The sequence below is a fragment of the Catellatospora aurea genome (assembly GCF_042663325.1).
Lineage (GTDB): Bacteria > Actinomycetota > Actinomycetes > Mycobacteriales > Micromonosporaceae > Catellatospora > Catellatospora aurea.
The window spans coordinates 121,515-147,660 of the sequence record NZ_JBHTAC010000012.1; the positions used below are offsets into that span (position 1 = coordinate 121,515).

At 70.5% G+C, this 26,146-nt stretch carries 22 protein-coding genes, 1 tRNA gene, 1 other RNA gene and 1 pseudogene; 5 read left to right on the forward strand and 20 right to left on the reverse strand.

Annotated features, from left to right (window positions below; all coding sequences use genetic code 11):
* The first annotated feature begins 215 nt into the window (after positions 1–215).
* Positions 216–1,919, forward strand: a complete 1,704-nt coding sequence (gene leuA, locus ACFQO7_RS14380; RefSeq protein WP_376806803.1) for a 2-isopropylmalate synthase — start codon at positions 216–218, stop codon at positions 1,917–1,919.
* 70 nt (positions 1,920–1,989) lie between these two features.
* Here the strand turns inward: leuA and ACFQO7_RS14385 are convergent, their stop codons facing one another.
* On the reverse strand, positions 1,990–3,456 hold the full coding sequence (locus ACFQO7_RS14385) for an MFS transporter (protein ID WP_376806804.1): 1,467 nt from the start codon (positions 3,454–3,456) through the stop codon (positions 1,990–1,992).
* A 143-nt stretch (positions 3,457–3,599) separates the two neighbouring features.
* Between ACFQO7_RS14385 and ACFQO7_RS14390 the strand changes: the two genes are divergently transcribed.
* Both ACFQO7_RS14390 and ACFQO7_RS14395 read left to right on the forward strand, forming a co-directional pair.
* A complete protein-coding gene (locus ACFQO7_RS14390) occupies positions 3,600–4,229 on the forward strand; it encodes an HNH endonuclease family protein (protein ID WP_376806805.1) in 630 nt (209 codons plus the stop codon).
* 52 nt (positions 4,230–4,281) lie between these two features.
* Positions 4,282–4,521: pseudogene (locus tag ACFQO7_RS14395) on the forward strand (hypothetical protein); the annotation flags it as partial.
* 7 nt (positions 4,522–4,528) lie between these two features.
* Here the strand turns inward: ACFQO7_RS14395 and ACFQO7_RS14400 are convergent.
* Positions 4,529–5,629, reverse strand: coding sequence for a COG1361 family protein (locus ACFQO7_RS14400; RefSeq protein ID WP_376806806.1), 1,101 nt, complete (start codon positions 5,627–5,629; stop codon positions 4,529–4,531).
* A 168-nt stretch (positions 5,630–5,797) separates the two neighbouring features.
* On the reverse strand, positions 5,798–7,468 hold the full coding sequence (locus ACFQO7_RS14405) for an ABC transporter substrate-binding protein (protein WP_376806807.1): 1,671 nt from the start codon (positions 7,466–7,468) through the stop codon (positions 5,798–5,800).
* 247 nt (positions 7,469–7,715) lie between these two features.
* On the opposite strand from ACFQO7_RS14405, the gene ACFQO7_RS14410 reads away from it, so the two are divergent.
* Positions 7,716–9,920 carry a DNA polymerase III subunit gamma and tau gene (locus ACFQO7_RS14410; protein WP_376806808.1) on the forward strand — a complete coding sequence of 735 codons (2,205 nt, stop codon included), beginning with the start codon at positions 7,716–7,718 and terminating at the stop codon, positions 9,918–9,920.
* A 143-nt stretch (positions 9,921–10,063) separates the two neighbouring features.
* Here ACFQO7_RS14410 and ACFQO7_RS14415 read toward each other — a convergent pair whose 3' ends face one another.
* The 8 genes from ACFQO7_RS14415 to ffs form a co-directional block, all read right to left on the reverse strand.
* Positions 10,064–11,080, reverse strand: coding sequence for an ABC transporter ATP-binding protein (locus tag ACFQO7_RS14415; RefSeq protein ID WP_376806809.1), 1,017 nt, complete (start codon positions 11,078–11,080; stop codon positions 10,064–10,066).
* Positions 11,077–12,213, reverse strand: a complete 1,137-nt coding sequence (locus ACFQO7_RS14420; RefSeq protein ID WP_376806810.1) for an ABC transporter ATP-binding protein — start codon at positions 12,211–12,213, stop codon at positions 11,077–11,079. The genes ACFQO7_RS14415 and ACFQO7_RS14420 overlap by 4 nt, the downstream gene beginning before the upstream one ends.
* Positions 12,210–13,223 carry an ABC transporter permease gene (locus ACFQO7_RS14425; RefSeq protein WP_360523824.1) on the reverse strand — a complete coding sequence of 338 codons (1,014 nt, stop codon included), beginning with the start codon at positions 13,221–13,223 and terminating at the stop codon, positions 12,210–12,212. The genes ACFQO7_RS14420 and ACFQO7_RS14425 overlap by 4 nt, the downstream gene beginning before the upstream one ends.
* Positions 13,224–13,334: 111 nt before the next feature.
* Entirely contained in the window at positions 13,335–15,092 is a 1,758-nt protein-coding gene (locus ACFQO7_RS14430) for an ABC transporter substrate-binding protein (protein WP_376806811.1), read from the reverse strand.
* A gap of 68 nt (positions 15,093–15,160) precedes the next feature.
* Positions 15,161–16,171: an ABC transporter permease gene (locus ACFQO7_RS14435; protein ID WP_361046612.1), complete on the reverse strand. Its 1,011-nt coding sequence runs from the start codon at positions 16,169–16,171 to the stop codon at positions 15,161–15,163.
* A 367-nt stretch (positions 16,172–16,538) separates the two neighbouring features.
* Positions 16,539–17,132: a recombination mediator RecR gene (gene recR, locus ACFQO7_RS14440; RefSeq protein ID WP_376806812.1), complete on the reverse strand. Its 594-nt coding sequence runs from the start codon at positions 17,130–17,132 to the stop codon at positions 16,539–16,541.
* A 12-nt stretch (positions 17,133–17,144) separates the two neighbouring features.
* Positions 17,145–17,450 (reverse strand): YbaB/EbfC family nucleoid-associated protein, encoded by a 306-nt coding sequence (locus tag ACFQO7_RS14445; protein WP_239167937.1) that lies wholly within the window; start codon positions 17,448–17,450, stop codon positions 17,145–17,147.
* A gap of 170 nt (positions 17,451–17,620) precedes the next feature.
* An RNA gene (gene ffs / locus ACFQO7_RS14450) (signal recognition particle sRNA small type) lies at positions 17,621–17,716 on the reverse strand.
* A 59-nt stretch (positions 17,717–17,775) separates the two neighbouring features.
* Here ffs and ACFQO7_RS14455 point away from each other — a divergent pair.
* Positions 17,776–17,860, forward strand: a tRNA-Ser gene (locus ACFQO7_RS14455).
* An 89-nt stretch (positions 17,861–17,949) separates the two neighbouring features.
* Here the strand turns inward: ACFQO7_RS14455 and ACFQO7_RS14460 are convergent.
* The 9 genes from ACFQO7_RS14460 to ACFQO7_RS14500 form a co-directional block, all read right to left on the reverse strand.
* Complete coding sequence (locus ACFQO7_RS14460) at positions 17,950–19,200, reverse strand: tyrosine-type recombinase/integrase (RefSeq protein WP_376806813.1); 1,251 nt, start codon at positions 19,198–19,200, stop codon at positions 17,950–17,952.
* 71 nt (positions 19,201–19,271) lie between these two features.
* On the reverse strand, positions 19,272–19,460 hold the full coding sequence (locus ACFQO7_RS14465) for a helix-turn-helix domain-containing protein (protein ID WP_376806814.1): 189 nt from the start codon (positions 19,458–19,460) through the stop codon (positions 19,272–19,274).
* Between the two features lie 264 nt (positions 19,461–19,724).
* Positions 19,725–21,242: a YfjI family protein gene (locus ACFQO7_RS14470; RefSeq protein ID WP_376806815.1), complete on the reverse strand. Its 1,518-nt coding sequence runs from the start codon at positions 21,240–21,242 to the stop codon at positions 19,725–19,727.
* A complete protein-coding gene (locus ACFQO7_RS14475; RefSeq protein ID WP_376806816.1) occupies positions 21,239–22,111 on the reverse strand; it encodes a bifunctional DNA primase/polymerase in 873 nt (290 codons plus the stop codon). Before ACFQO7_RS14475 ends, ACFQO7_RS14470 begins: the two co-directional genes overlap by 4 nt.
* A complete protein-coding gene (locus tag ACFQO7_RS14480; RefSeq protein WP_376806817.1) occupies positions 22,108–23,004 on the reverse strand; it encodes a hypothetical protein in 897 nt (298 codons plus the stop codon). The genes ACFQO7_RS14475 and ACFQO7_RS14480 overlap by 4 nt, the downstream gene beginning before the upstream one ends.
* Complete coding sequence (locus ACFQO7_RS14485; RefSeq protein WP_376806818.1) at positions 23,001–23,342, reverse strand: hypothetical protein; 342 nt, start codon at positions 23,340–23,342, stop codon at positions 23,001–23,003. The genes ACFQO7_RS14480 and ACFQO7_RS14485 overlap by 4 nt, the downstream gene beginning before the upstream one ends.
* Positions 23,339–23,608, reverse strand: a complete 270-nt coding sequence (locus tag ACFQO7_RS14490) for a hypothetical protein (RefSeq protein ID WP_376806819.1) — start codon at positions 23,606–23,608, stop codon at positions 23,339–23,341. The genes ACFQO7_RS14485 and ACFQO7_RS14490 overlap by 4 nt, the downstream gene beginning before the upstream one ends.
* A 147-nt stretch (positions 23,609–23,755) precedes the next feature.
* On the reverse strand, positions 23,756–25,837 hold the full coding sequence (locus ACFQO7_RS14495; protein WP_376806820.1) for an AAA family ATPase: 2,082 nt from the start codon (positions 25,835–25,837) through the stop codon (positions 23,756–23,758).
* 4 nt (positions 25,838–25,841) lie between these two features.
* Complete coding sequence (locus ACFQO7_RS14500; RefSeq protein ID WP_376806821.1) at positions 25,842–26,096, reverse strand: hypothetical protein; 255 nt, start codon at positions 26,094–26,096, stop codon at positions 25,842–25,844.
* Positions 26,097–26,146 lie beyond the last annotated feature (50 nt).

A 26,146-nucleotide genomic window follows, 5' to 3' on the forward strand; every position in this document is an offset into this window, starting at 1 on the left:
GCGTGAGCCTCCTGCTTCGCCGCCGCGACGAGGTCTGACCGACCGGCACCTCGTCGCGGAGTAGCGACGTGCGCTCGCCCGCTGGTCCCTCCACTTTTCTGGTTGACCGCAGAAGTTGCCGGTTCAACGAATCTTGATAGCGGCCGATGTTCCCTTGGGCACAATCCGCCGCCGGACCACGCGCGAAACACATGATGTCTAGGAGCATGGAAGCCATGTCTGCTGCTGCTCAGCGCCCCAGCAAGATGCCGTACCAGCGTTACCGCGGCTACCACGAACAGTTCCAGGTAGAGGTGCCGGACCGCGCCTGGCCGACCCGCCGCGTCACGGCCGCCCCGCAGTGGTGCGCGGTGGACCTGCGCGACGGCAACCAGGCCCTGATCGACCCGATGTCCCCCGACCGCAAGCGCCGCATGTTCGAGCTGCTGGTGCGGATGGGATACAAGGAGATCGAGGTCGGTTTCCCGGCGGCCAGCGAGACCGACTTCTCGTTCGTGCGGCAGCTCATCTCCGAGCAGCTGATCCCGGACGACGTGACCATCCAGGTGCTGGTCCAGTGCCGCGAGCACCTGATCGAGCGGACCTTCGAGAGCCTGCGCGGCGCGAAGCGGGCGATCGTGCACTTCTACAACTCGACCTCCACGCTGCAGCGCGAGGTGGTGTTCGGCCTGGACAAGGAGGGCATCACCGCGATCGCGACGGACGGCGCGCGGATGTGCCAGAAGTACGCCGAGATCATCACGCCGGACACCGAGATCCGGTACGAGTACTCCCCCGAGTCCTACACCGGCACCGAGCTGGAGTACGCGCTGGAGGTCTGCTCGGCGGTCATCGAGGTCATCGACCCGACGCCGGACCGCCCGCTGATCATCAACCTGCCCGCCACGGTCGAGATGGCGTCGCCGAACGTGTACGCCGACTCGATCGAGTGGATGGACCGCCGCCTGCCGCGCCGCGATTCGGTCATCCTGAGCCTGCACCCGCACAACGACCGCGGCACCGGTGTCGCCGCCGCCGAGCTGGGCCTGCTGGCCGGCGCGGACCGGATCGAGGGCTGCCTGTTCGGCAACGGCGAGCGCACCGGCAACGTCGACCTGGTCACGCTGGGCCTGAACCTGTTCAGCCAGGGCATCGACCCGCAGATCGACTTCACCGGCATCGACGAGATCAAGCGCGCCGTGGAGTACTGCAACCAGCTGCCCGTGCACGAGCGCCACCCGTACGCCGGGGACCTGGTCTACACGGCGTTCTCCGGCTCGCACCAGGACGCGATCAAGAAGGGCCTGGACGCGCACGCTCGCAAGGCCGGCAAGGCCGGGGTGCCGGTGGAGCAGTTCGAGTGGGCGGTGCCGTACCTGCCGATCGACCCGAAGGACCTGGGGCGCTCGTACGAGGCCGTGATCCGGGTGAACTCGCAGTCCGGCAAGGGCGGGGTCGCGTACATCATGAAGTCCGAGCACCAGCTGGACCTGCCGCGCCGCCTGCAGATCGAGTTCTCGGGCGTCATCCAGCGCCGCACCGACGACGCCGGTGGCGAGGTCACGCCAGCCGAGATGTACGCCGCGTTCGCCGACGAGTACCTGACCGACCGCCGCCTGGCGGTGCGCTCGTACTCGGTGGCCACCGTCGACGGCAAGGTGGAGCTGGTCGCGGAGGCCGATCTGGACGGCGGCGCGTGTCGCCTGACCGGCGTCGGCAACGGCCCGATCGACGCGTTCATCCATGCGCTGAGCGACCACGGGGTGAGCGTGCGGGTGCTGGACTACGCCGAGCATGCACTGACCTCCGGCGGCGACGCCCAGGCCGCCGCGTACGTCGAGTGCGACGTGGACGGCGAGACCCGCTGGGGCGTCGGCGTCGACGCCAACATCGTGACGGCCTCCCTGAAGGCCGTCGCCAGCGCCGTCAACCGCCACTGACCCCGAAAGCGGAGGAAGGGCGCCTTCTACAACGCGGAGCGTTGAGCAGGCGCCCTTCCTTTCTTCCTGGTCAGGGGCAGCGGCCGCGTTGGAGGACCTGCGGAAGGTGTTCGGCGGGGGGTGGGCGGTCGGGGCGGTCCAGGCGGACCTTGCCGCAGACGAACAGCGCCAGCACGGCGGCGACGACCATCGCCCCGGCGCACCACATCCCGGCGTCGTAGAACGCCGAGCCCAGGGCGGGCCCGTTCTCGTACTCCTCCCCTGACAGGCCCACCACCAGCGGCAGCGCCGCCACGGCGAGCAGCGAGCCGGCCCGAGCCGCGGTGTTGTTGACGCCGCTGGCGACCCCGGCGAAACTCACCTCGACGGCGGACAGCACCGAGGCGGTCAGCGGCGCGACGAGCAGCGTCAGCCCGATTCCGTAGGCGAGCACACCGGGCAGGATCCCGGTCCAGTAGTTCACCCCGGGAGTGATCTCGCGGATCAGCAGCACACCGACCGCGCAGCACAGCGGGCCGACCGTCAGCTGCAGCTTCGGGCCGAACTTCGTGGCCGCCGCGCCGGACAGCTCCGAGCCGAGCAGCATCAGCAGCGTCATCGGCAGCGTGGCCAGGCCCGCCTCCAGCGCGTCGTAGCCGAGCCCGGTCTGCAGGTAGATGACGAGCAGGAAGAAGAAGCCGCCGAACGCGCCGTAGGTCAGCACCGTGTAGAGGTTGAGCACGGAGAACACCCGTGAGCTGAACAGCCGCAGCGGCATCATCGCGCCCATCGCCCGCGCCCGTTCCACCAGCAGGAAGGCGATCGCCGCGGCCAGCCCGACCGCGAATCCGCCCAGCACCGGGACCGAGCCGAACCCGCGCTCCGGCCAGGCGATCAGGGCGTAGGTGACACCGCCCAGCGCGGTCGCGCCGAGCAGCGCCCCGGCCACGTCGAAGTGCTGCGTCGACGCGGTGTTGCGGCTCTCCGGGACGTACGCCTTGCTCAGCCAGACGACGGCCGCCGCCAGCGGCAGGTTGATCAGGAAGATCCAGCGCCAGGAAGCCTGGTCGATGAGCACTCCGCCGACGAACGGGCCGAGCGCGGTGGTCGTGCCGGCCAGGCCGGACCAGGCGCCGATGGCGCGTGCCCGGTCCTCCTCCCGGAACGACGACTGCAGCAGGGCGAGCGAGCCGGGCGCCAGCAGCGCCCCGCCCATGCCCTGCACCACCCGCGCCGCGATCAGCGTCTCCACGTTCGGCGCGATGCCGCACACCAGCGAGGCCAGGGTGAACCAGACGACCCCGGTGACGAATATCCGACGCCGCCCGAGGCGGTCCCCGAGCGCTCCGCCGAGCAGCACGAACGAGGCCAGGGTCAGGGTGTATCCGTTGATGACCCACTGCAGCTGCGCCAGGCTCGCGCCCAGCTCGCGCCCGAGCGTCGGCAATGCCACGTTGACCACGGTGGAGTCAAGGAAGGCCATGCCTGAGGCCAGCACCGCCGCGGCGAGGGTGCCCCGCCCGGCGGCACTGCCCATCCGCAGCCCGGCCTCCTCCATTCGGTCCATTGTCGTCCCCGGTCGGCCCGCCGCGCCGGGGAACGCGAAGGTGAGGGATACGTGGTGATGGTGAGGACTGCTCGTATGGTGAGCGGGTGCGATCCCCCAAACCCCCCAGACGTGCCAGAGTCCTCCTACTCCTGGTGGCGGCCGTCGCGGCCGCCGCGACCAGCACCGCGTGCGACCCGGCCACCACTCCGGCCGGGCCGGCCAAGCCCGGCGGCGTCAACGTCGACCCGAACGCGGGCAGCAACGCGCTCGCTTCGCTGTCCAACCTGAAGGTCGCCGCCGCGCGGCCGATGACCGGCTACACGCGGGAGAAGTTCCCGCACTGGAACAAGGCCGGGTCCAACTGCGACGTGCGGGACACCGTCCTCGCCCGCGACGGCAAGAACGTCAAGCTGGACGGCTGCAACGTCACCGGCGGCGAATGGTCCAGCGTGTACGACGGCCTGAAGACCACCGACCCGCTCAAGGTCGACATCGACCACATGGTGCCGCTGGCCAACGCCTGGCGGTCCGGGGCGGACGAGTGGACCAACGAGAAGCGCTCGCAGTTCGCGAACGACCTGGACCGGCCGCAGCTGTTCGCGGTGTCGGCGACCAGCAACCGGTCCAAGGGCGACCAGGACCCGTCGACGTGGAAACCGCCAAGCAAGGACTATTGGTGCACTTATGCGCAACAATGGATCACGGTGAAGACCTACTGGAAGCTCACCGTGACCACGGCCGAGAAGGCCGCCCTGACCGACATGCTGGGGACCTGTGTATGAGTGAGCGCGTCATCCTCACCGGTGCGACTTTTTGCGCGAGCGCAGCATGAGCGCGCTGACCACGAACATCATGGCCGGACCTGGCGGTGTCATGACCGACGAGGTGGGCGTGGTCACCGGTGAGCTGACGCTCGCCACGGAGCTGGGCGGCGACGGCACCGCCCGGCTCCGCGTGCAGTATCTGGGCGCCGAGGAGTGGTACACGGTGACCGGCGCGACCGTGCCGGTCACCGACCCCGCCCAGGCCCTGCACCTGCTGGCCGTGGGCCTGCTGAACCGTCCCGAGGGCTGAGCCGCCCTCAGGCGCGGTCGGCGGCCCGCTTGCGCAGTGCCAGCGCGACGCTGGTCCCGACGATGAACAGGGCCAGCAGGGAGTACGCCAGGATGCCGGTCACCTCGTCGATGAAGCTGTACGGCTCCTCGGCGGCCAGCTCGTCCTGCACCGCCACCGGCACGTGCTCGGGCTCGGTCAGCGCGACCGCCTGGTTCTCGCCTTCCGTCCCATCCCCGACCGGAGCCGGATCGGCCGCCACGGCCCGCGGCGCGGGGGCGGCGAACACGTCGCTGCGGGTGCCGGGCAGGTGCCGGGTGCAGCGGCCGGTGTCGTACACGCAGACCATGTAAACGGCCAGGTTGTCGGTGACGATCCGGTCGTAAGCGCCCTCGACCGTCATCGCCACGTGCGGCTCCGCCGGCGACGCCGCGGCCAGGCGCATGGTGAAGGCGAGCCGCCGGGACTGCCCCGCCGGCAGCTCGACCAGGCAGGCGTCGCCGTCATCCTCGGGGCAGTCGGACCAGGTCACGTCGTCGAACCCGGCCGCGACGGGATCGGCGATCCGCAGCCGGGCGGGCACCGGGCCGGTGTTGCGGTAGAGCACGCCGAGGTGCGCGGTGTCCCCGGTGTGCAGGTCCACCCGTGGCTGCTCCGCGGTCGCCGCGACGTCGACGTAGGGCGGCGGCGCGATCTCGACCCCGAACGTGCCGGCCGCCGCGGGCACCCCGATGCCCCGGGCGCTCACGGACACCGTGCCCGCCGCGCCCGTCGGGGCGTTCTTGCGGGCCCGCAGGTCCAGCCGGATGGAGAAGCCCTGTCCGGGGCTGATCCGGTCGACCCTGCAGGTGGCCGTGGTCTTGGTGTGGTCGCACCAGTCCGCCGACGCGAGCTCGACCCGCTGGGCGAGCCCGCCGGTCAGCCGCACCTGCAGCACCACCTTGCCGATGTCGTGGCCGGTGGTGTTCTTCAGGCCGATCGCGGTGTCGCCGCCGCCGAGTTCGGTCGCCCCGGCCGTGGCTGGCAGGTCGAACTTGAGCCAGTCCGCGGCCGGGGCGGCGGCTGCGGGCAGGCCGGCGGCAAGGCCCAGCGCTGCCCCGAACGCGACGGTTATCCAGGCACGAACCACGATTCCCCCATCGAGCGCGGCGCGTCGGCCGGGCACGTTGCGCGGCCCGCACGACGCGGGTCGATTTGCTTTGGCAAGGTGGCAGGCTACCGCGTATCAGTCGATAAGCGGACATTCCACCCGGTGCGACACGCGCCGTTCCCGCGCGCGGGAGCGATCCGGCCCGGCTCAGGTGAACAGCGCGGCGGCGAAGTCCTCGTCGGTGAGCGGGCTCGGCGTGATCCCGATCAGGTTCTTGTCCAGCACCAGCGCGTCCGGCCCGTGCACGAGCGGCACGGCAGGCAGCAGTTCCAGCAGCCGCGCGTTCAGCTGCTCGTACAGCGGGCGGCGTCGGACCGGGTCGCCGATGCCGTCGACCTCCTTGAGCCGGGCGAACAGGTCGGTGTCGGTGAACCCGAACTCGGCGGTGGGTTTGGCGAACAGCTGGCCCATGAAGTCGTAGGCCTCGCCGTAGTTGCCGGTCACGCCGTACAGGTGCAGGTCATGGGCTTTGCCCTTGGACACCGTGTTGAGGTAGGCGGGCGTCCACCGCTGCTCGATCCCTTCGACCTCGATCCCGGCCGCGCGCAGGTCGGCGGCGAGCAGCTCGAAGATCTTCTTGGGGTCGGGCAGGTACGGCCGGGTCACGTCGCGCGGGTAGTGGAAGCGCAGCTTCAGCCCGCTGCCGTAGCCCGCGGCCGCCAGCAGCTCCTTCGCCTTCGCCGGATCGTGCGGGTAGGCCGCGACGTCGGGGTTCCAGCCGGGGAGCAGCTCGGGGTGGAAGTTCAGCGCGAGCTTGGCGCCCTCCGGGAACGCCTCGGCGAGCAGGCGCTGCCGGTCGACGGCGTACGCGATCGCCTGGCGCACCTCCGGCTTGGCCAGGGCCGGATTGCCGCTCTGGTTGATGCCCAGGTAGAGAGTGTTGAACGCGGGGCGGGTCAGCACATGGAAGCCCTGCTCGGCCAGCGGCTTGCGATCCTCGAACGCGACCAGGTCGTATCCGTCGATCTTCCCGTCGAGCAGCGCCTGCTTGCGCCGCCCCGCCTCGACGGTCTGGAACACCAGGTGCTTCACCTTGGCGGCGGTGCCGTGGTAACCGTCGAACGCCGCCAACTCCACCTTGCGCCCCGGCTTGTCCCACGACACGAAGCGGTAGGGCCCGGTGCCGACGGGGCTGTTCCCGTACGCCGGGTAGCGGCTGCCCGCGACGGGCTTGTCCGCCTGCTGCTCGCGCAGCGCCTTCGGGCTGGAGATGGCGAACGACGGCAGGGTGAAGGCGGCCGGGAAGCGGCTGCTCGGCCGCGTGAGCGCGATCTGGGCGGTGGCCGGGTCGGCGGCCGTGCACGACTTGAACAGGCTCGCCCCGAGCCGGCTCGACGAGTTCTTGGCGAAGCCGCCGAAGACCGCCTGCCAGGCCGCGCTGATGTCGCCCGCCTGCAGCGCGGCGGGGAAGCGGTGCCAGCGGTCGAAGTTGGCGCAGACCGCCGCCGCGTCGAGGGCGGTGCCGTCGTGGAACCGCACGCCCTGCCGCAGGCGGAAGGTCCAGACCGTGCCCGTGCCGTCGACGGAGAAGCTCTCCGCCAGACCCGGGGCGGCCACCGCGGCCCCCGGCTCGGCCTGGACCAGGGTCTCCAGCACCTGCCTGGTGATGCGCAGCGACTCGGCGTCGGGCGACAGCGCCGGGTCCAGGATGCGGATCTGGCCCATGGCGAAGACCAGGGTGTCCTCGGTGCTCACGGCCGGCGGCGCGCTCGACGCCGGGGCCGCCGGGTCGCCGTCGTCGTCGGTGCAGCCGGCGGCGAGCAGCAGGGCCGCCGCTGTGGCCGTCGCCGACCAGATCCGCCACCGTCGCGCGCGCATCGCGGCCACCTCTGTCCTATTTGCGTGATTACTCGACGACGCAGGGTCACCCAGGGCCGACCCTAACGGCCGTCGATGTGTGCTCGCACGGGCGAGCGGGCAAGTGATACCGAACCGTTGTTCGGCATCGGCCCGGACAGCGGTGACATATCGCCCAGCACCCCCGCAGCGCGCGCCGGTCCAGCAGGGCGGTGGTCAGACCTGCGCGGTACGGTAGCGGGCGACGTTCGTAGGAGGTGTACGCCCCGTGGCGCTGGCGCTGTATCGCAGGTACCGGCCTCGCACCTTCGCCGAGGTGATCGGCCAGGACCATGTCACCGAGCCGCTCATCCAGGCGCTCAAGAGCGGTCGGCTGAACCACGCCTACCTCTTCTCCGGCCCCCGCGGCTGCGGCAAGACTTCCAGCGCGCGCATCCTGGCCCGCTCGCTGAACTGCACCCAGGGCCCGACCCCCGAGCCGTGCGGCGAGTGCGAGTCGTGCAAGGCGCTGGCTCCCGACGGCGCGGGCTCGATCGACGTGATCGAGATCGACGCGGCCAGCCACGGCGGTGTCGACGACGCGCGCGAGCTGCGCGAGCGCGCTTTCTTCGCGCCCGCGATCAGCCGCTACAAGATCTACATCATCGATGAGGCGCACATGGTCTCGTCGGCGGGCTTCAACGCGCTGCTGAAGCTCGTCGAGGAGCCGCCGGACTACGTCAAGTTCATCTTCGCCACCACCGAGCCGGAGAAGGTGCTCGGCACCATCCGCTCGCGCACCCACCACTACCCGTTCCGCCTCATCCCGCCGAGCGCCCTCCGGCCGTACCTGGAGCAGCTCTGCCAGCTCGAGGGCGTCGCGGTCGAGCCGCTGGTGCTGCCCCTGGTGGTGCGGGCGGGCGGTGGTTCGGCCCGGGACAGCCTCTCCGTGCTCGATCAACTCATCGCGGGCTCGGGCCCGGAAGGGGTGACCTACGCCCGCGCGGTGGCGCTGCTCGGGGTCACCGACAACGCGCTCATCGACGAGATGGTCGACGCGCTGGCCGCGGGCGACGGCGCGGCCGCGTTCGGGGCCATCGACCGGGTCGCGGAAGCCGGCCACGACTCCCGCCGATACGCCAACGACCTGCTGGAACGGCTGCGCGATCTGATCATCCTGCGGCAGGTGCCGGACGCCGCCGCCAAGGGCCTGATCGACGTGCCGGAGGAGCAGCTCGCGCGGATGCAGGCGCAGGCGACCCAGCTCGGCTCGGCGACCCTGTCCCGCTGCGCCGACATCGTGGCCAACGGCCTGGTGGAGATGCGCGGCGCGACCTCGCCCCGGCTGCTGCTCGAACTGATCGCGGCCCGCATGCTGCTGCCCGCCGCCGACGAGTCCGGCACCGCCCTGCTCCAGCGCCTGGAGCGGCTGGAGACCGGCTTCGTGCCCGGCGCGGTCGCCCGCCCGGCCGTCGACTCCCCGGTCCGCGCCCAGGCCGAGCCGGGCCATGCCCAGCGCGACACCGGCACCACGCCCGATGCGCCGAGCGCCGCTCCGGCCGCCACGGGCCGCGAGGCCGCGCGGGCCGCAGCGGCCAGTGCCGCCGCCGGCCACGACCGGCCGGGCACCGGCCGCGAAGCTCGAGCCGCGACGTCCGAGAGTCCCGGCACGGCCTCGCGTCCCGGGGCGGTCTCGCCCGACGGCGGCCCGGTCCGGCAGCCGGCGACGGCCCAGCCCGACGGTGCGGCCCGCCAGGCGGCCGACTCCTGGGCCTCGGCCGAACCGGCCCGCGTGCCCGAGTCCGCTGCCCCCGCGCAGCCCGCCCGGACACCCGCTGCGGCAAGCGCCCCGGCGGGCGGGGCCGACGATGCCGCCGCGGTGCGCCGGTCCTGGGACGAGATCGTGCGTATGGTGGGCCGCAGCAGCAAGAAGGCGGCGGCGTTCGCCCGGGAGGCGGTGGTCCGCGACATCGACGGCAACACGCTGGTGCTGCTGTTCAAGCACAAGATCCATGCGAACGGCGTGGAGAACGACCCCGCGCCGCTGATGGAGGCGGTGCACCAGGTGCTCGGCGGCAAGTGGCAGCTGCGCTGCGAGGTCGGCGGGGATCCCCGTGCCGCGTCGCGGGCCGCGGCCGCCGCCCCGGCCTCAGCGCCGCCCCGCAACGCACCGCCGAAGGCCGCTGCCCCGGCCCGCGCGCCCGCGCCCGCCGCCGACGACTGGCCGACCCCGGCCCGGGTCGGCGGGGCCGCCCCGGCCGCACCGGCACAGCAGACGGGCCGCCGCGCACCGGTCGTCGACGACGGGCCGCCGCTGGAGGAGCCGCCGTACGACCCGGAGTACGACGGCCCGCCGCCGCGCACCATCGAAGGCTTCGACCCCGGCGACGAGCCCACCGACGAGATCGTCGACGCCGCCGTAGCCCGGCAGACCACCGAACAGGCTGCCGTCGACTCCCTCCGCCGCAGCTTCAACCTCGAAAAACTCGACTGACCCGCCCCTCCGCCGCAACTCTTAAGGAGTCGCGCCTTCACGCCGCCTCATGACCGCGACTCTTTAAGAGTTGCGGCAGGGGGTGGGTGGGCAGACGGCGAAGGCCCCACGGGGTAGCCGCGGGGCCTTCGCCGTAGGGTGGGTCAGCGCTTCTCGCCCACGGCCATCGGGAAGTGGCAGGCGGCCAGGTGAGCGGCGTTGTCGTCGCCGTGGCGGACCAGCGGCGGCGGCGTGGTGGCACAGATGTCCTGCGCCTTCCAGCACCGGGTGCGGAACCGGCAACCCGACGGCGGGTTGATCGGGCTGGGCACGTCACCGGTGAGCAGGATGCGCTCGCGCTGGTCGCCCTGCCGCCGGCGCGGGTCGGGCACCGGCACCGCCGACAGCAGCGCCGCCGTGTACGGGTGCCGCGGCGCCTTGTACAGCGACTCCCGGTCCGCGATCTCGACGATCTTGCCGAGGTACATCACCGCGACCCGGTCGGAGATGTGGCGCACCACCGACAGGTCGTGCGCGATCACGACGTAGGTCAGGCCGAGCTCGGTCTGCAGGTCCTCCAGCAGGTTGACCACCTGGGCCTGGATGGACACGTCCAGCGCCGACACCGGCTCGTCCGCGATGATCATCTTCGGCTTCAGGGCCAGCGTACGGGCGATGCCGATGCGCTGGCGCTGGCCGCCGGAGAACTCGTGCGGGTAGCGGTTGTAGTGCTCGGGGTTGAGGCCGACCAGCTCCAGCAGCTTCTGCACCTCGCGCTTGACGCCGAGCTCGGTCTTCACGCCCTGGATCCGGAACGGCGCGCCGACGATGGCGCCGACCGTGTGCCGGGGGTTCAGCGACGAGTACGGGTCCTGGAAGATCATCTGCAGGTCGCGCCGGAACGGGCGGAGCCGCCCCTGCGACATGTGCGAGATGTCCTTGCCCTCGAACGTGATGCTGCCGCCGGTCGGCTCGATGAGCCTGGTCAGCAGCCGGCCCGTCGTCGTCTTGCCGCAGCCCGACTCCCCGACCAGGCCGAGCGTCTCACCCGGCAGCACGTCGAAGTCGAGCCCGTCCACGGCCTGCACCGCGCCGACCTTGCGGCGCAGCACGCCCTTGTGGATCGGGAAGTGCTTCTGCAGGCCGCGTACCGACAGCAGGGCGTTGTCCGAGCTGCTCATGCTGTCTCCTCGCTGTGCTCTTCAGAGGCGGACGGCAGGGCGGACATGTCCGCCACCGCGAGCCCGCCGGTGCCCTCCAGGGTCGGCTTGATCTCGTTGAGCCAGATCTGCTGACGCACGTGCGCGGGCATGTGGCAGCGCACCCGATGGCCGCTGGTGCCGGTGAGCTCCAGCTCGGGCACGACCGTGTCGCTGGCTCCGCCGGTGCGCCCGTCGAAGGCGCAGCGCGGGTGGAAGGCGCAGCCGGACGGCACGTTGATCAGCGACGGCGGGGTGCCCTTGATGGGCAGCAGCCGCTCGGTGACCGGCTGGTCCAGGCGCGGCATCGAGCCGAGCAGACCCCAGGTGTACGGGTGCTCGGGGTTCTCGAAGATCTCCGTGGCGGTGCCGTACTCGATGCACTTGCCGCCGTACATGACCAGCACGTCGTCGGCGAGTTCGGCGGTGACACCCAGGTCGTGCGTGATGATGATCAGCGCGGAGTTGAACTCCTGCTGCAGGTCACGCATGAGGTCGAGGATCTGCGCCTGCACCGTCACGTCGAGGGCCGTGGTCGGCTCGTCGGCGATCAGCAGCTCGGGGTCGCAGGACAGCGCCATCGCGATCATCGCGCGCTGCCGCATACCGCCGGAGAACTGGTGCGGGTAGTCGTCGACCCGCCGGTCCGGCTGCGGGATGCCGACCCGGGCCAGCAGGTCGATCGCGTGCTTGCGGGCGACCTTCTTGGACACCTTGTGGTGCACCCGGTACGCCTCGACGATCTGGTCACCGACGGTGTAGTACGGGTGCATCGCCGACAGCGGGTCCTGGAAGATCATCGCCATCCGCTTGCCGCGCAGCCCGCGCACGGTCTCCGGCGACGCGCCGACCAGCTCCTGGCCGTCCAGCCAGATCTCGCCCGACATCTTGGCGTTGCCGCGGTGGTAGATGCCAAGGATGCCCAGGCTGGACACCGACTTGCCGGAGCCCGACTCGCCCACGATGCCGAGCGTCTTGCCCCGCTCCAGGGAGAAGGTCAGCCCGTCGACGGACTTGACCACGCCGTCGTCGGTCGGGAAGTGAATCTTCAGGTCGCGCAGTTCGAGGAACGGCCGCGCGGTGGGATCCTGCCGAGGAGAGATCACAGTGTTCATGACAGCCTCACCCGCGGGTCGACCACCGCGTAGAGCATATCGACGATCAGGTTGGCGACGACGACGAAGAACGCCGCGAACATCGTCACGCCCATGATCTGGGGGAAGTCCTGCTTGTTGATGGCGTCGATGGCGAAGTAGCCGAGGCCCTTGAGCCCGAACGTGCTCTCCGTGAGGATCGCGCCGCCGAGCAGCAGACCGACGTCGAGGCCGAAGATCGTGATGATGGGGGTCAGCGCGGCGCGCAGGCCGTGCTTGGTGACCACGACCCGTTCGTGCAGGCCCTTGGCCCGCGCGGTGCGGATGAAGTCCTCGCCCATCGTGTCGAGCATGCCGGCCCGGGTGAACCGGGCGTAGGCGGCCGCGTTCAGCATCGCCAGCGTGATCCAGGGCAGGATCAGGCTGTACGCCCATTCACCTGGATCGTCGGTGAAGTTGACGTAGGTGCCGCCGGGCGCGGTCAGGTCGAACTGGTAGCTGAAGAAGTACAGGAACATCAGGCCGGTGAAGTACGGCGGCAGCGACACACCCGCCAGCGCGCCCGTCATCGCGGCCCGGTCGAAGAAGCTGCCCTTGCGCAGCGCGCTCAGCACGCCGACCGCGACACCGGTGAGCAGCCAGAGGATCGACGCGCCGACGGTCAGCGAGACGGTGACCGGAAGCCGGTCCACCAGGTCGTCCCAGACGGCGTGGTTGGTGCGGAAGGAGTAGCCGAAGCAGGGAGCGGCGCAGTGCTCGACGCCGGTGCCGTAGTCGTAGTCGGTGCCGACGAAGACTGCCTTGATCCAGTTCCAGTACTGCAGCCAGAGCGGGTCGTAGAAACCCAGCTTCTCGGCGAACACCTGCTGGGCGTGCGCGTCGGCGGTTCGGCTGAGGTATCGCGCGGCGAAGGTCTCGGGCGTCGCGCCGGCGAGGCGCGGGAGCCCGAAGAAGATCAGGAATGTCGAGATGCTGACCACGAAGAGCATCAGCGCCGCGCCGATGGTCCGGCGGATGAAGAAAGTGACCACGATTTCGGCTTGGGCAGCCGGTCCGGCCGGGCGTGAACCCGACCGGACCGGCCACCCTGCGCCTTCACCTACCTTTGGTAATTGCCAGGTGGGTTGGAGCAGGTGTGCTGCTTACTGCGCCACACCCATGGAGAGGTAGTCGTACTGACCGAACGCCTCGTTGACGAACACGTTGGTCACGCCCTTGCCACGCAGCGTCAGAGCCTTGGCCCAGACACCCGGCAGGATGACCGCCTCTTCCATGACGCGCTTGTCGATCTGCGCCCAGAGCGCTTCGCGCTTCTTGACGTCGGTCTCGGCCAGCGCCTGGTCGATCATCTGGTCGACCTCGGGGATCATGACGGAGAGGTTGGACGAACCACCCGACTCGCGGATGACCCGGCTGTCCACGATCTGCGACAGGAAGCCGTAGCCGTCGTTCCAGTCCGCGCCCCAGCCGTTGACCATCAGGCCCAGGCCGGTGGACGGGCTGTTGCGGTAGGACGGCTTGCCGGCGTACAGCGAGAAGTAGTCGCCGACCGGGAAGCCCTTCAGGGTGACCTTGATGCCCACGCGGGCCAGCGCCTGCTGGAACGCCTCGGCGGTCGCCTTCTCCTTGGGACGCTCGGCCCGGAAGCCCATCGTCACCTCGAAGCCGTCCTTCTTGCCGCAAGCCTCGAGCGAAGCCTTCGCCTTCTCGAGGTCACCCTTGTTGTCCGCACCCGCCGGGTAGACGTTGGTCGGCGCGTAGCCCGGGATCTGCGGCGGCATGATGCTGGTAGCGATCTGGCCACCCGCGAACTCGCCACCGAAGGCGGCCTGGTACGAGGTGCGGTCCATCGCGTACATGACAGCCTCGCGGCACTCCTTCTTGTCGAAGGGAGCGACCTTGGGGTTGATCGAGGTGTACCAGAGGCGGGCGACCGACGGGTTGTCGGCGTACGCCTTCTTGTCGGCGTCCTGCAGCACCTTCGGCAGCGCGGCCGGCTGCACACCGGTGCCCGCGATGTCGACGTGCAGGTCACCCGAGATCAGCTGGTTGTCGATGTCGTCGGCGTTCAGGCCGATCTTGACGTCGTACGCGTCCGGCAGAGCCTTGCGGTTCGGGTCGGTCGCCTTGTCCCAGTTCGGGTTGCGCTTGAGCGTGAAGCCCTTGCCCGCCTCGTACTTGTCGAACATGTACGGGCCGGAGGCGACGACGTGCTCCTTGTACTTCACACCGGTGTCCTTCGCGGCCGGCACCGGCACGGTGGCCGGCAGCATCGCGAAGTAGTCGAAGCCGCCGAAGGCCTGCTTCAGGTGGAAGACGATGGTCTGGTCGTCCGGGGTCTCGATCGCCTTGGTGTCGGCGGCCTCGTCCTTGAACGGGCCCTTGTAGTCGGCCTCGAGCGCCAGGAAGTCGTTGAAGTAGGTGTAGCCGTTGACCAGCACCTCCTTGTCCATCGACCGCATGACCGCGTACTTCACGTCCTTGGCCGTGATCGGCGTGCCGTCCTCGAACTTGACGCCGGCCCGCAGCTTGTACGTCCAGGTCTTGCCGCCGTCGCTGGGCACACCCAGCGTCTCGGCGAGGTCCGGGACGAGCTCGCCGCTGGCAGCGCCCGGCGCCGGCTTGAACATGACCAGCGAGCGACCGTAGAGGCGCAGCAGGTTCCAGGAGAGGCCGTAGTAGGTGTCGCCGGGGTCAACCGAGTCCCAGTCCGACGAGATGGCCATCTTGAGCGTGCCACCCGGCTTGTCAGACGGGTTGAACACCGAGGTGAGCGCGGCGTTGAACTCCGGCTTCACCTCATTGGTCTTCGGAGTTTCCTCACCGGAGCCGCAAGCTGCGGTCACCGCGAGTGCGAAGACGGCCGAGGCCGCCGCCAGCACCCTTCCCTTGTTTCTCACTAACTTCCTCCCTGGGGGGAACGGTTCGTTTCTCGAACCGCGCTGTGGGTGGTGTTGCGTGGCTGGGGTCAGCGCTTGCTCTTGGGATCGAGCGCGTCGCGGAGTCCGTCGCCGAAGAGGTTGAAGGCCAGCACGGTGATGAAGATCGCCATGCCGGGGAAGAACATGAAGTGGACCACCGAGTTGCGCGCCGCGTCGGCCAGCAGGCCGCCCCAGGTGACGCCGGGCTCGCCGACGACCTGGCGCTGCACGCCGACGCCGAGGAAGGACAGCGCGGCCTCGAACAGGATGTTCGTGGGGATGAGCAGGGTGGCGTACACCAGGATGGGCGCCACCAGGTTCGGCAGCATCTCCTTGACGATGATGTACGGCCCGCGGGCGCCCAGGCTGCGGGCGGCGTCGACGAACTCGCGCTCGCGCAGCGACAGCGTCTGCCCGCGCACGATCCGGGCGATGTACGGCCAGTTGAAGAAGCCGATGATGAAGATCAGCAGGGCGATGCGCAGCGAGTTGCCGGACAGCCCGAACGCCCGGTCGGGCAGCACGCCGACCAGGGCGATCGCGAACAGCAGCAGCGGGAACGCCAGGAAGACGTTCATCAGGAAGCTGATGACGGTGTCCACGATGCCGCCGAAGAAGCCCGCGATCACGCCGAGGGCGGAGCCGATGAGCACCGACACCAGGGTGGCGAGGAAGGCGATCAGCAGCGACACCCGGGCGCCGTAGACGACCTCGCTGAACAGGTCGCGGCCGTTCTGCGGCTCCAGGCCGAAGAGGAAGTCGCCGCTCATCCCGCTGTTCTCGAAGAACAGGAAGTCGCCGCGGGGCAGCCCGCCCAGTTCCGCCGCGAGCAGGTCGGCGTCCTGGTGGAACTCGTTCGGGGGGTGGCCGAACCAGCTGACGATCAGCGGCGCGAAGACCGCCATCAGGATCAGCAGGATCACCACCACGCCGCCGGCCATGGCCGCCTTGTCGCGCTTGAGGCGCGTCCAGGCGATGCGGCCGAGGGAGCGTCCCTCGATCGCCTTCGCGGGTGCCTTGGTCCCCTCAGGGGCCGAGGTTTCGGTTCGCGTGGCCATATACCGGCTGCCTCCCTGCGGAGGCGACGACGTCGCACCGGTCTGCCCGGACGGGCGGGGGGCGGTGCGCCGCGCGCGACATCCGCTCGGTTGTTACCTGCGTGATTCGCGCCGCCCGACCCTCTGTCCACCGTGGGGGCGGTCGGATGACAGGGCGACAGCGGTGGAGTGTGGTGCACGCCACCGCATGATCAGAGCATTCTTCGCAAGTTCGCCCGGCGTCAAGTTCACAGGGTGCCTGTAACCAAGTTCAGGCCGGTCCGTGATGAGGGCGTTATAAAAAACGGACGCGAAGTACGAAGAAAATCGCAGGTAAAAGCCAAGAAGATATCGAACTATGCGAATCTTTGCGAGATTGGCGGGCCGCTCAGAGGGTCCGTCGTCCCTCAAAAGCGCGACCCAGAGTGATCTCGTCGGCGTATTCGAGGTCGCCGCCGACGGGCAGGCCGCTCGCCAGCCGGGTCACGGTGATGCCCATCGGCTTGACCAGCAGCGCGAGATACGTCGCCGTCGCCTCGCCCTCGGTGTTCGGGTCCGTGGCGAGGATCAGCTCGGTCACCTGACCCGAGCTGAGCCGGGCCATCAGCTCCCGGATGCGCAGGTGGTCGGGCCCGATGCCCTCCAGCGGATTGATCGCCCCGCCGAGCACGTGGTAGCGGCCGCGGAACTCGTTGGTCCGCTCGATCGCCACGACGTCCTTGGGCTCCTCGACCACACACAGCGCGTCCTCACGCCGCCGCGGGTCGCGGCAGATGCGGCACTGCTCCTCCTCGGCGACGTTGAAGCACAGCACGCAGAAGCGCACCTGCTCCTTGACCCGGGACAGCGCGGCCGCCAGTCGCTTGATGTCGGTCGGATCGGCCGACAGCACGTGGAACGCGATGCGCTGGGCGCTCTTGGGCCCCACTCCGGGCAGCCGGCCGAGCTCGTCGATGAGGTCCTGGATCGCGCCTTCGTACACGGTCGGCCGGGCCTAGAAGGGGAGGCCCATGCCGCCGAGACCGGCGGAGAGCGGACCCATCTTCTGCTCGGTCAGCTTGCGCACCTCGTCGGCGGCGTTGGTGAACGCGGCGGACACCAGGTCCTCCAGCGTCTCGACGTCGTCCGGGTCGACCGCCTTCGGGTCGATGGAGATGCCGCGGAACTCGCCGGAACCGGTCATCTTCACGGTGACCAGGCCGCCCCCGGCCGTGCCGGTGACCTCCGCCTCCGCCAGCGCCGCCTGCGCCGAGGCGAGCTGCGCCTGCATCTTCTGCGCCTGCTTCATCAGCTGCTGCATGTTCGGCTGTCCACCCGGCCGCATCGCCGCACTCCCTCAGTCACCCGTCGGATGTCGCCCTCAGCCTAGTCCCCGCCACCGTCACCAGCATTGATCATGAAGGCGAGCGGAAGCCGTGCGGGCGTGTCGCGAAATCGCCCGTCCGTCCCGGCCGACGAGCGTCCGCGGGCATGAAAGGGCCCCCGTGCACCCGGTATTGCCTGCTTATCCTTGCTGCCTTCCGGCCCTGGGGAGGTTCACAGGGTGCCGCCGCACGGGGGCTAAGCAACTGTACCCGGCGGGGGTGCACGTGCCGACCCCGACCCCGGTATGTATCCTTCTCGACGGAGGATTCGCCTAGAGGCCTAGGGCGCACGCTTGGAAAGCGTGTTGGGATAAAACCCTCACGAGTTCGAATCTCGTATCCTCCGCTCTCACGAGCAGCAACGACAAGAGGGCCAGCCCACCAGGGCTGGCCCTCTTTCGCTCTGTGGTCTCAGTTTCGGTCTCAGTTGACCCCCTAGACCAGGGCCGGGACACCGCTCGCGCCGTCGTCCTTCCCGCGCTTCTTGCCCTTCTTCTGCTTCTTCGTCCGCTTCCAGATCGCTCCCCCGACCTGCTTCGCCACAGCCTGGCGGATCGGGTCGGTGACGTGCTGGTAGCGGGCCGCCATGCCGGTGCTCGACCAGCCCATGAGCCCCATCACAGCCCGCTGCTGCACTCCCAGGATCAGAAGCACCGTCGCGGCGGTGTGCCGAGCGTCGTGCAGCCGCCCGTCCCGCAGCCCCGCCGCAGCGAGTAGCCGCTTCCACTCCCGGTAGTCGGTGTTCGGACTGAGCGGCCTGCCGGTGGGGCTGGCGAACACCCACCCCTCCTCGCTCCAGAGCTGGGAAGCCGTGATCCGCTCCTTCTCTTGCTCCTCGCGGTGGGCTTCCAGCAGCTCTACCAGCTCGGCAGGCAGACCGACGCGGCGGCGGCCGGCGCGCGACTTGGTCTTGTCCGTCGCAGCGTTGATTTGCTGCTTGTCGGGACAGTAGCCAGCCTTCCGCTGGCAGGTGCCGCCGCAGCCGTGCGCGTACTTCGGCCGCAGTCGACTACGGCGTACGCGCAGCTCTCCCTTGTCCAGGTCGACGTCGGACCACTGGAGGCCCAGCACCTCACCCTGGCGAAGCCCAAGCGCCAGTGCGATCGCCCACCTGGCGCTGTTGCGGTGCTTGCCAGCCTCCGACAGGAACCGCTGTACCTCCTCGATCGAGTAGGGCTCGATCTCTTCGTCGTCAAGCTGCGGTGCCGTGGCATGGACCGCCGGATTTCGGGCCAGGTACTGCCGCTTCACCGCCTGGTTGAGCGCCGCACGGATCGTCCGGTGGGCCTGGTGGGCAGTGGCAGCGGCGCTGCCGTTGGCCTGCATCCGGGCGTACAGCTTCTCCAGGTGCTCAGGGGTGAGCTTGTCCAGCCGGTGAGCGCCAACCCCGGGGATCAGGTGCACGCGCACGGCGACGCTGTAGCCGCTGAGGGTGTTCGCGCGCACCTTGGGTGCCGCAATGTGCTCTAGCCAGTGGTTGAGCCACTTCTCCACTGTCCAGCCCCGGCCTGGGCGCACTACCCGCCCCGCGTCGCGGTCCTTTTCAAGGCTGCGGACCTTCTGCGTTACCTCGGCTTCTGTCTTGGCGCTGACGTGCCGCCGATCGGGTTTACCGTCGTCCAGCGTTCCCATGGTCACGCGGCCGTGCCAGCGGCCGTCACTGCCCTGGTAGATGGTGGCCGTCATGTTGGGTGCTCGTGTGCCCTCGGCGCGTCTCTTGCGTGGCATGAAGCCTGTCCCTCCTGTTGGGCGGATCGTCAGAGCTGAGCGGCATAGGTTTCGAGATCTGCGCGTCGCAGGCGGCGTAGTCGTCCGACCTGTACAGATCGGATCTGCCCTTCGCGCATCAGTTCGTAGAGCAGCGTCCGGCCGATCCCCAGCAAGGCGGCGGCTTCCTCTACCTTGAGTAGCAATTTGCTTGGGTCGGTCATGGTAGGGGTGGTCATGCGCAGTTCCTCCCTCGGAATGCGGTCTGAATGCCCTTCTGGGCCAAGATCTGCGATGTCCCGGCAGTAGGAGATGGGTGCGCCGCCTGTGCCACGCACAGGCGGCGTCTTTGTGTGGTCGACGACTTGCACGGGCTGTGCGAGCCGGTGACAGCGGTGACACGGTGACAATCGCTCCGCCGTGCGTGTGTTTTCCCTGGTGAGTGGGCTGAGATGCTGTCACCGCCTGCCGGTGACAGGCGGTGACAGCGGTGACAGGGAAGATCAACGGCCGGTCGGTGCGCCGCCGTTGATGTAGGTGGGTGCGTCGGGGTGTAGCTCGTAGTCCCCGTCCGCGGTGGTGCGGACCCATCCGTGCTGGGCCAGGGTGGCCAGCACGGACATGACCTGCTCGGCGCGCGGCAGCTTGCGCTGCACGCGCCGGTGCAGCTCCCGGCGGGAGAAGGTGCGCATGTCCTTGGCGACCAGCACGGCCAGCACGTCATGCGCTGTTTCGCCGGCGGGGTCGCCGTGGACCAGGGCGAGGGCGGCGGTGTAGTGGGCGATCAGCCACGCGGTGACCTGCGCGGCCTGGCTCATGGTCTCGCCGCTGATCTGGCGCTCCCACGCGTCGGTGGGGTGGTGCGCCAGGTGCAGCAGCCCGGCCAGCCGCAGCATCGCGCCGAACAGCTTGTTGGCCCACTCGCGCACGTCGTGCAGCGCGCCACCGGGCCGCAACTGCTCCTCGATGGTCTCTGCGGCGGCGGCGCGTACGCGGCCGGCCTCGTCGGTGAGGGTCAGCACGCGCGGTCCGTCCCATTCGGCCAATGTCGTAGCCAGGATGCGCACGGTGGACTCGTACCGCGCGGCCACGGAGACCGGCACGGGGGGCGAATCCTGGTCGCGGTATCCGGCCAGGCTGCGCGGCAGGATGAACCAGAATCGGGCAGGCAGCCCGCGGCCGAACAGTTCGGCGTTGGACCCGAACTTGCGCAGCGCGGACGGCTGAGTCATGACTCCCACCGTCAGCGCGGGGTCCTCGATCGTCTCGCCCGCCCTGCTCTGCCGGTCGGTGGACAGGTGCCCGCCGCTGTAGCCCTTCAGGTAGGGGTCCAGGTTCGGCGTGCCGGAGTAACGCCCGGCAAGGGTGTCGAAGATCCCGCCCTCATCGGAGATCACGGCGATGCGCCCGCCGTTCTCCGCCATCCGCGACACGAGCGCTTCGGGGGTGTGGTCGTCGATGATCAACCGTGGCAGCGTCGGCACGGTGATCTCCTCCACGGCCAGCACGGCTGCGAGAGCTTCCGCGGTCGCCGCGTCGCGCTTGTCTGCGTCGGCTTTGGCGGCGGTGGCGCGGGCCTGCTCTGCCGCGCGCTGGGCGATGTCGCGCCGCGCCGCCTCCTGCTCCATCATCGGTTTGATCTGGTCGGCCATCTGCTTCTGTGCCTGGAACAGGGGTCGGGTGATCGCGCCGTGCACGGGCGTCTTGCGCTCGCCCGGCGCGGCGACGGTCGCGATGTAGGAGTTGACCGGCTCGACCCAGCCCGGTTTGCCCTCCACGACCAGGCGGCGACCGCCGCAGGTCGACATCACGGAGAGGAACACTCCTGCGCCCATCGACGTGTCGGTCTGGGTGAACGTCGCGACGCCTTCGACCATGTCGCGCGCCCACCGTGGGAGCACGTCGAGCGGGAACGGTGGCGGCGCGGTGCTGTTGGTGCCGACTGGCACGGGCACGTCCCAGCCCGCTTGCGCCGCCAGGTCCGCCGGGACGGCGGCCAGGTGCCGAACTTGCGTGGTCATGCCGCCACCGTCCGCGGGCGGGCCGCTCCGGCGCGCAGGCCGGAGGCGATCGTGCGGGCGGTCTCTGCCGGCCGCAGGCCGAGCCGGAGGGCAGCCTGCGTCAGCAGGCCTTCTACCTCCTGTGCCTTGACCGCGCCACCGGCGGCGAGCTGCCCGAGCGCGACGGCGGAGGCGTACAGGGCTGCGTTGCGCCCGCCCTTCGCGGCCTGCGCCAGGTGGGACAGTTGCGCGTCGATCGCGGCCGACACGTACCGGCCCGCCCGGTTGGTGGGCAGGGTGACGGTTAGCGGGGCCTGTGGCGGCAAGGGCGCCGGGGCCAGCGCGGCGGCCAGCCATTCGGGCAGGTCGGCGACCTGAGTCTCAGCGCCCGCCCGGTACGGGCGGCCGTTGACGACGCTTCCCGCGGCCAGGACGTAGCCGCCGTGGGCGCGGGTGTCGATGAGCGGTCCCAGCTTGCCCTGTGTGTTCCGCAGCTCAGCGCCTGCGGGGTGGCGGTAGTACAGGTGCGCGCCGCCGCGTCCGGTCGTGACCGTGTACGTGCGGACCGGCGCGACACCCGCGCGGCGCTCCAGCTCGGCCAGGACCTCACCGCCGTGTACGCAGCACTCCCACGGTGCGGGCAGCTCCCCGCCCTTGAGCCTGTCCAGGTCGACGACGACCAGCCCGGACGGGCCGGTCGCCAGGCCGATGTTGAACGGACCGGCCGACCAGCAGCGCCGGATGCGGTCGGGGTCGGTGGTGGCGCGCTGCTCCCACGCCCGGACGGCGGGGGTCTTGTCGTCGGGGGTCACGGGGAACACCCGCCATCCGTGTTCGGCGGCGGTCAGCGCGGCGTCCAGCAGCCGCGCGGCGGTGTTGGTGCTGGTCATCGGGCGTGCTCCTTCCCATGGTGAGGTGTCGCGTGCGACGTCAGGGCCGACGCGTCGTGCAGGGCCTGGCACGACGGGTCGGCGGCGAGCCGTCGTGTCTGCAGCAGCGCGTCGACACGCGACGGCTCGTCGGTCAGCCGTCGCGCGTCGACGCGCGACGGGTCGGTGAAGGCGGTCCAGGCGCGGGCGACCGCGCCGGAGCCGGGGAACAGGTCATCGAAGGTGTCGCCGGGTGCCGCGCCGAGCAGGTCGAACATCCAGCGGGTGAACGCGGCTGGTTTCGCGCCGATCACGCGTCCGGGCAGCGTCGTCATCGGTGCGACTCCATGCACGAGGGAATCCGTGCGCCGGACCCGCTGGTCGCCGGGGTCGACGGGGCGTCCGCCGTGGTAGATGACCGGTTCCCACGCGGACAGCGGCCACCGGCTGGCGGTGGGCCGTTCCCCGCGGTGCCATGCGGCGACCCGCACGCCGGGCGGGCACAGGGCCAGCACGGCGGGCAGGGCGCGGGCGGAGGTGGACAGCGCCCACCCGTCATAGCCGGTCAGGTGGGCGATCAGCGCGGCGTGGTCTACCTCCCCGCCGTAGTCGGGGTGGTCGCGGTAGAGCCACGCCTTGCCCGGGTAGGGCGGGTCGGCGTAGGCCAGCCGTAGCGGACGGCCCGGGTCGACCGCTACGGCCGGCGTGCCGACCGTGCGGGCGAAGCGGTGGCGGGCCTGTCGGCATCTGGTCGAGCAGCACACCGCGTCGCGCCGCGCGCTGGGCGGGATGGCCTGTTCGCACCAGGCGCACATCCGTCGCGTGACACCGGCGTCACGCGACGGCTCGTAGGCGTCGGGTCCAGCTGGGCGCGACGCGTCGTGCTCCGCCACGGCGGAACGGATCGCGCTCACCGCGGGCCTCCTGCGGCCCGGTCGCCGGGGCCGAACACCCGATCGACCACGACGCGGGTCACGGCCAGCAGGTGGCGGGCCTGCGCCTGCGCAATCTGCTCGTCGTCGGCCAGGCCGAGCACGACGCGCAGCTCTACGCGGTCGTGTCCGGCCTGGTCGCGGTAGCGGGTGGCGACGAACCGGCCCACATCGGTGACCCACACCTCCGGCGTGGAGGCGTGCTCACCGCCAGGCAGGCGGCGGGCGGTGCAGTGGTGCGCGCGGGCGCACCAGCTCGGGCACCGCTTCTCGCTGTCGGGCCGGATGGTGCGCTGGCCGGTCGTGAGTGCGCGGGTCATGACGCGTTGCCGTTCTTGGCACGGGCGGCGCGGGCCGCGTCAATGTTGGCGTTGTGGACGGCGTTGTAGATCCGGCGTCCGATGCGCAGGCGCTTGCGGGAGCCGCCGCACATCCGGCAGGAACGGAGCCTGCGCATGATCAGCGTCTTGGCGGTGCCCGTCCCCGAGCACCAGCGGCAGCGACCGAACGGCAGCGCCCAACAGAGCAAGACATAGACGACTGTCACGGCGGTGAGGATCAAGGTAGCGGTCAGTTCCGGTGTCACGAGGGGCCTCCCGAGGCCGATTCGGGGCTGGTTTCGGGCATGGCGCTACCCGCTACCTGGTCGCGTCGTCGCAGGTAGTGGGCCGGATGGGGGGTAGCGGACCGGGTAGCGCTGGCGCTACCCGGTCGTGTGCCGCTACCTGTCGCGCTACCGCCCGTCCGGGCCGGTTCGCGCGGCGAGGATCTTGCCGATATCGGTCCGGCGGTAGCCCTTGAGGACCTTCCCGCCTACCTTCACGTCCACCGACGCGACGCCCAAAGACCGGGCGATCTCCGACAGGGCGTCGGGGGTCAGCCCGGGGTACGCCTCGGGCCAGCGCTCGACCAGCGCCGGTGCGGCGGCGGTCCAGTGCTGGCCGTTGCCGGCGGCCACGTCGACCAGATCGGCGAGCAGGTCACGGGCGGGTGCCTGCTCGGTGGTGGCCTGCCGGTTGCCGCCGCGCAGCAGCAGCGCCCGGGCGAGGATCGCGGCAGCCTGGTCGGGTGTCGGGTACTGCGACCGCACGGCGGTCGGGGTCGGGCCGCCGGTCATGACGCCCCAACCCGCGTCGACCACGGGCCGGTACACGGTGCCGGTGATCCCGCGCTTGTACGCCCCGGTCCCCAGGATCATGTCGTTCTCGACCTGGCCAGCCACCGACAGGCACCACCGGTTGGTGACGCAGCGGGTGATGTTGGGCGGGAGGCTGGTCTTGTCCGGGATCTGGGTCGCCAGGATCACGACCATGTTCAGCGCCCGCGCCCGCTTGATCAGCCGCTCTGCCGCGTCAGCGGCGTCCCTGTCGGCGGCGAACAGCTCGTGCGCCTCGTCGATGACGATGACGATCGGGTGCAGCCCGGACCCGCGCTTGCGCGCCAGCTCGGGCGTGACCTTGCCCTCCGGGGCGTGTCCGGCCTGCTTGGCGGCCAGGATGCGCTTACCGCGCCGCTCGGCCTCGCCCAGCGCCCACGCCAGGATCGCCCCGCCCTGCCGGATCGCGTCCTCGTCGACACCGACCACGTACGTCGAGCACAGCGGCTCGAAGTCGATGAAGTCACCGGTGCCCTTGAACTCGGCAATCTTGAACTCCACCGTCGGATCGAGCGCCGCCATCAGCGCCAGCGCCCGCGCCGCGTACGACTTGCCCGAACCAGGCTGGCCGCCGATCAGGAACGACCGGGCGAACAGGCTGGTCTTGACCGGCCGCTGACGCTCGTCCGACCCGAACTCCTCCTCCTTGAACACGCTGGTCTGCGCGTTCGAGGCGACCAGCGCCCACCGCGGGGTCCCCATCTTCGACGCGGGCTGGTAGCCGACCCACAGGTCGAGCTGCCCAGCGTGGTCGGGGCCAGCGCCCGGCCACACCTGGTCGACCGGCAAGCGCAGCGCCGACGACAGGTTGCCGCGCCGGTCCAGGACCCGCACTGCCTCCATGCCGGCGGGCAGGTTCACCCGCGCGAGCCAGCCCGGCCCGTCGCGGTGGATGCCCGGGTGCACGAACTCGACCTGCGAGCCCTCCGTGAGGCCGGGCAGGCGCAGCGACACCAGCGCCGCCCGCACCTGGTCAGCGGTCAGGCGGGTGAACCGCGGCGAGGTGCTGACGCGGTCGGTGATCGGCTTGTCTGCCGGTCGGCCGACCCGCGCCGCCAGCAGCACCGCGCCGGTGAGGGCGGCGTACCAGCCGATCGGCGGGACCGCGTCCGACACCGCCAGGGCCGAACCCCCGCCGCACGCGGCCAGCGCCGCAGCGCCGACCAGCATCCATCGCGGCTTGGACTCCTTGGACCGGGTGCGGTTCAGCGACTGCCAGGTGTAGGCGTCGTTGCTGATCGCAGCGTGCTGGCGAAGCGACCAGTTGCCCTCTTCCGCGCTGGCCCACCAGAGCATCCGCCCGACGATGCGGGCCGCGCCGCGAGGGGCGTACAGCGCCGTCTTGATGGCGTACTTCGGGCCGCGCAGCGCGTGGAACGCAGCGAAGTAGCCGACGTTGTCAGCCAGGGCGCGCAGCGTCGCGCGCCGGGTGTGCGCCGACACCAGCCACGCGGGCACCAGCGGCACCCGCCGTCGCGCGTCGCCGCTGGACACGTCCGACCACGTCAGCGTGACCGCAGTGTCCGGCGCGTCAACAGGAACGCCCTGGTCGGGCCGGTACACGGTGTACGACTCGGCGTCGACCGGGCCGCCCGGGGCGGGCACCGTGACGCGGGCGGGCTCGTCATCGTCGCTGAAAACGACAGGGGTCAGTGCCATCGGTCTACCTCCGGTCAGCGTCGAACAGGGCGGTGATCAGGCGTTCGTGCAACTGGGTCAGCAGCCGGCCGCGCGGCATCGTGGGCCGCTCAGCCTCGCTGCGCATCAGCGCCTCAGCAGCGGCGACCGCGCCGCGCAGCTCGGCGAGGCGGTTGGACAGCCAGGTGCACATCTGCTGAAGCTGGTCGATCAGGGCACGCTGGCGGACGATCTCGGCGTGCAGCATCGGGCACTGCCCGCACGGCTGCTGCTCGCTCACGCCGAACCCCCGATGGCCGGGGCGGTTGTGCTGGTCATACTGGGTGCGCT

Excerpts from the sequence above, each read along its gene's own strand:
- ACFQO7_RS14485 (WP_376806818.1), bottom strand. The coding sequence starts at position 23,342 with ATGACCCGCGCACTCACGACCGGCCAGCGCACCATCCGGCCCGACAGC.
- ACFQO7_RS14470 (WP_376806815.1), bottom strand. The coding sequence starts at position 21,242 with ATGACCACGCAAGTTCGGCACCTGGCCGCCGTCCCGGCGGACCTGGCG.
- ACFQO7_RS14435 (WP_361046612.1), bottom strand. The coding sequence starts at position 16,171 with ATGGCCACGCGAACCGAAACCTCGGCCCCTGAGGGGACCAAGGCACCC.
- ACFQO7_RS14405 (WP_376806807.1), bottom strand. The coding sequence starts at position 7,468 with ATGCGCGCGCGACGGTGGCGGATCTGGTCGGCGACGGCCACAGCGGCG.
- leuA (WP_376806803.1), top strand. The coding sequence starts at position 216 with ATGTCTGCTGCTGCTCAGCGCCCCAGCAAGATGCCGTACCAGCGTTAC.
- ACFQO7_RS14495 (WP_376806820.1), bottom strand. The coding sequence starts at position 25,837 with ATGGCACTGACCCCTGTCGTTTTCAGCGACGATGACGAGCCCGCCCGC.
- ACFQO7_RS14385 (WP_376806804.1), bottom strand. The coding sequence starts at position 3,456 with ATGGAGGAGGCCGGGCTGCGGATGGGCAGTGCCGCCGGGCGGGGCACC.
- ACFQO7_RS14465 (WP_376806814.1), bottom strand. The coding sequence starts at position 19,460 with ATGACCACCCCTACCATGACCGACCCAAGCAAATTGCTACTCAAGGTA.
- ACFQO7_RS14420 (WP_376806810.1), bottom strand. The coding sequence starts at position 12,213 with ATGAACACTGTGATCTCTCCTCGGCAGGATCCCACCGCGCGGCCGTTC.
- ACFQO7_RS14445 (WP_239167937.1), bottom strand. The coding sequence starts at position 17,450 with ATGCAGCAGCTGATGAAGCAGGCGCAGAAGATGCAGGCGCAGCTCGCC.
- ACFQO7_RS14475 (WP_376806816.1), bottom strand. The coding sequence starts at position 22,111 with ATGACCAGCACCAACACCGCCGCGCGGCTGCTGGACGCCGCGCTGACC.
- ACFQO7_RS14415 (WP_376806809.1), bottom strand. The coding sequence starts at position 11,080 with ATGAGCAGCTCGGACAACGCCCTGCTGTCGGTACGCGGCCTGCAGAAG.
- ACFQO7_RS14460 (WP_376806813.1), bottom strand. The coding sequence starts at position 19,200 with ATGACGGCCACCATCTACCAGGGCAGTGACGGCCGCTGGCACGGCCGC.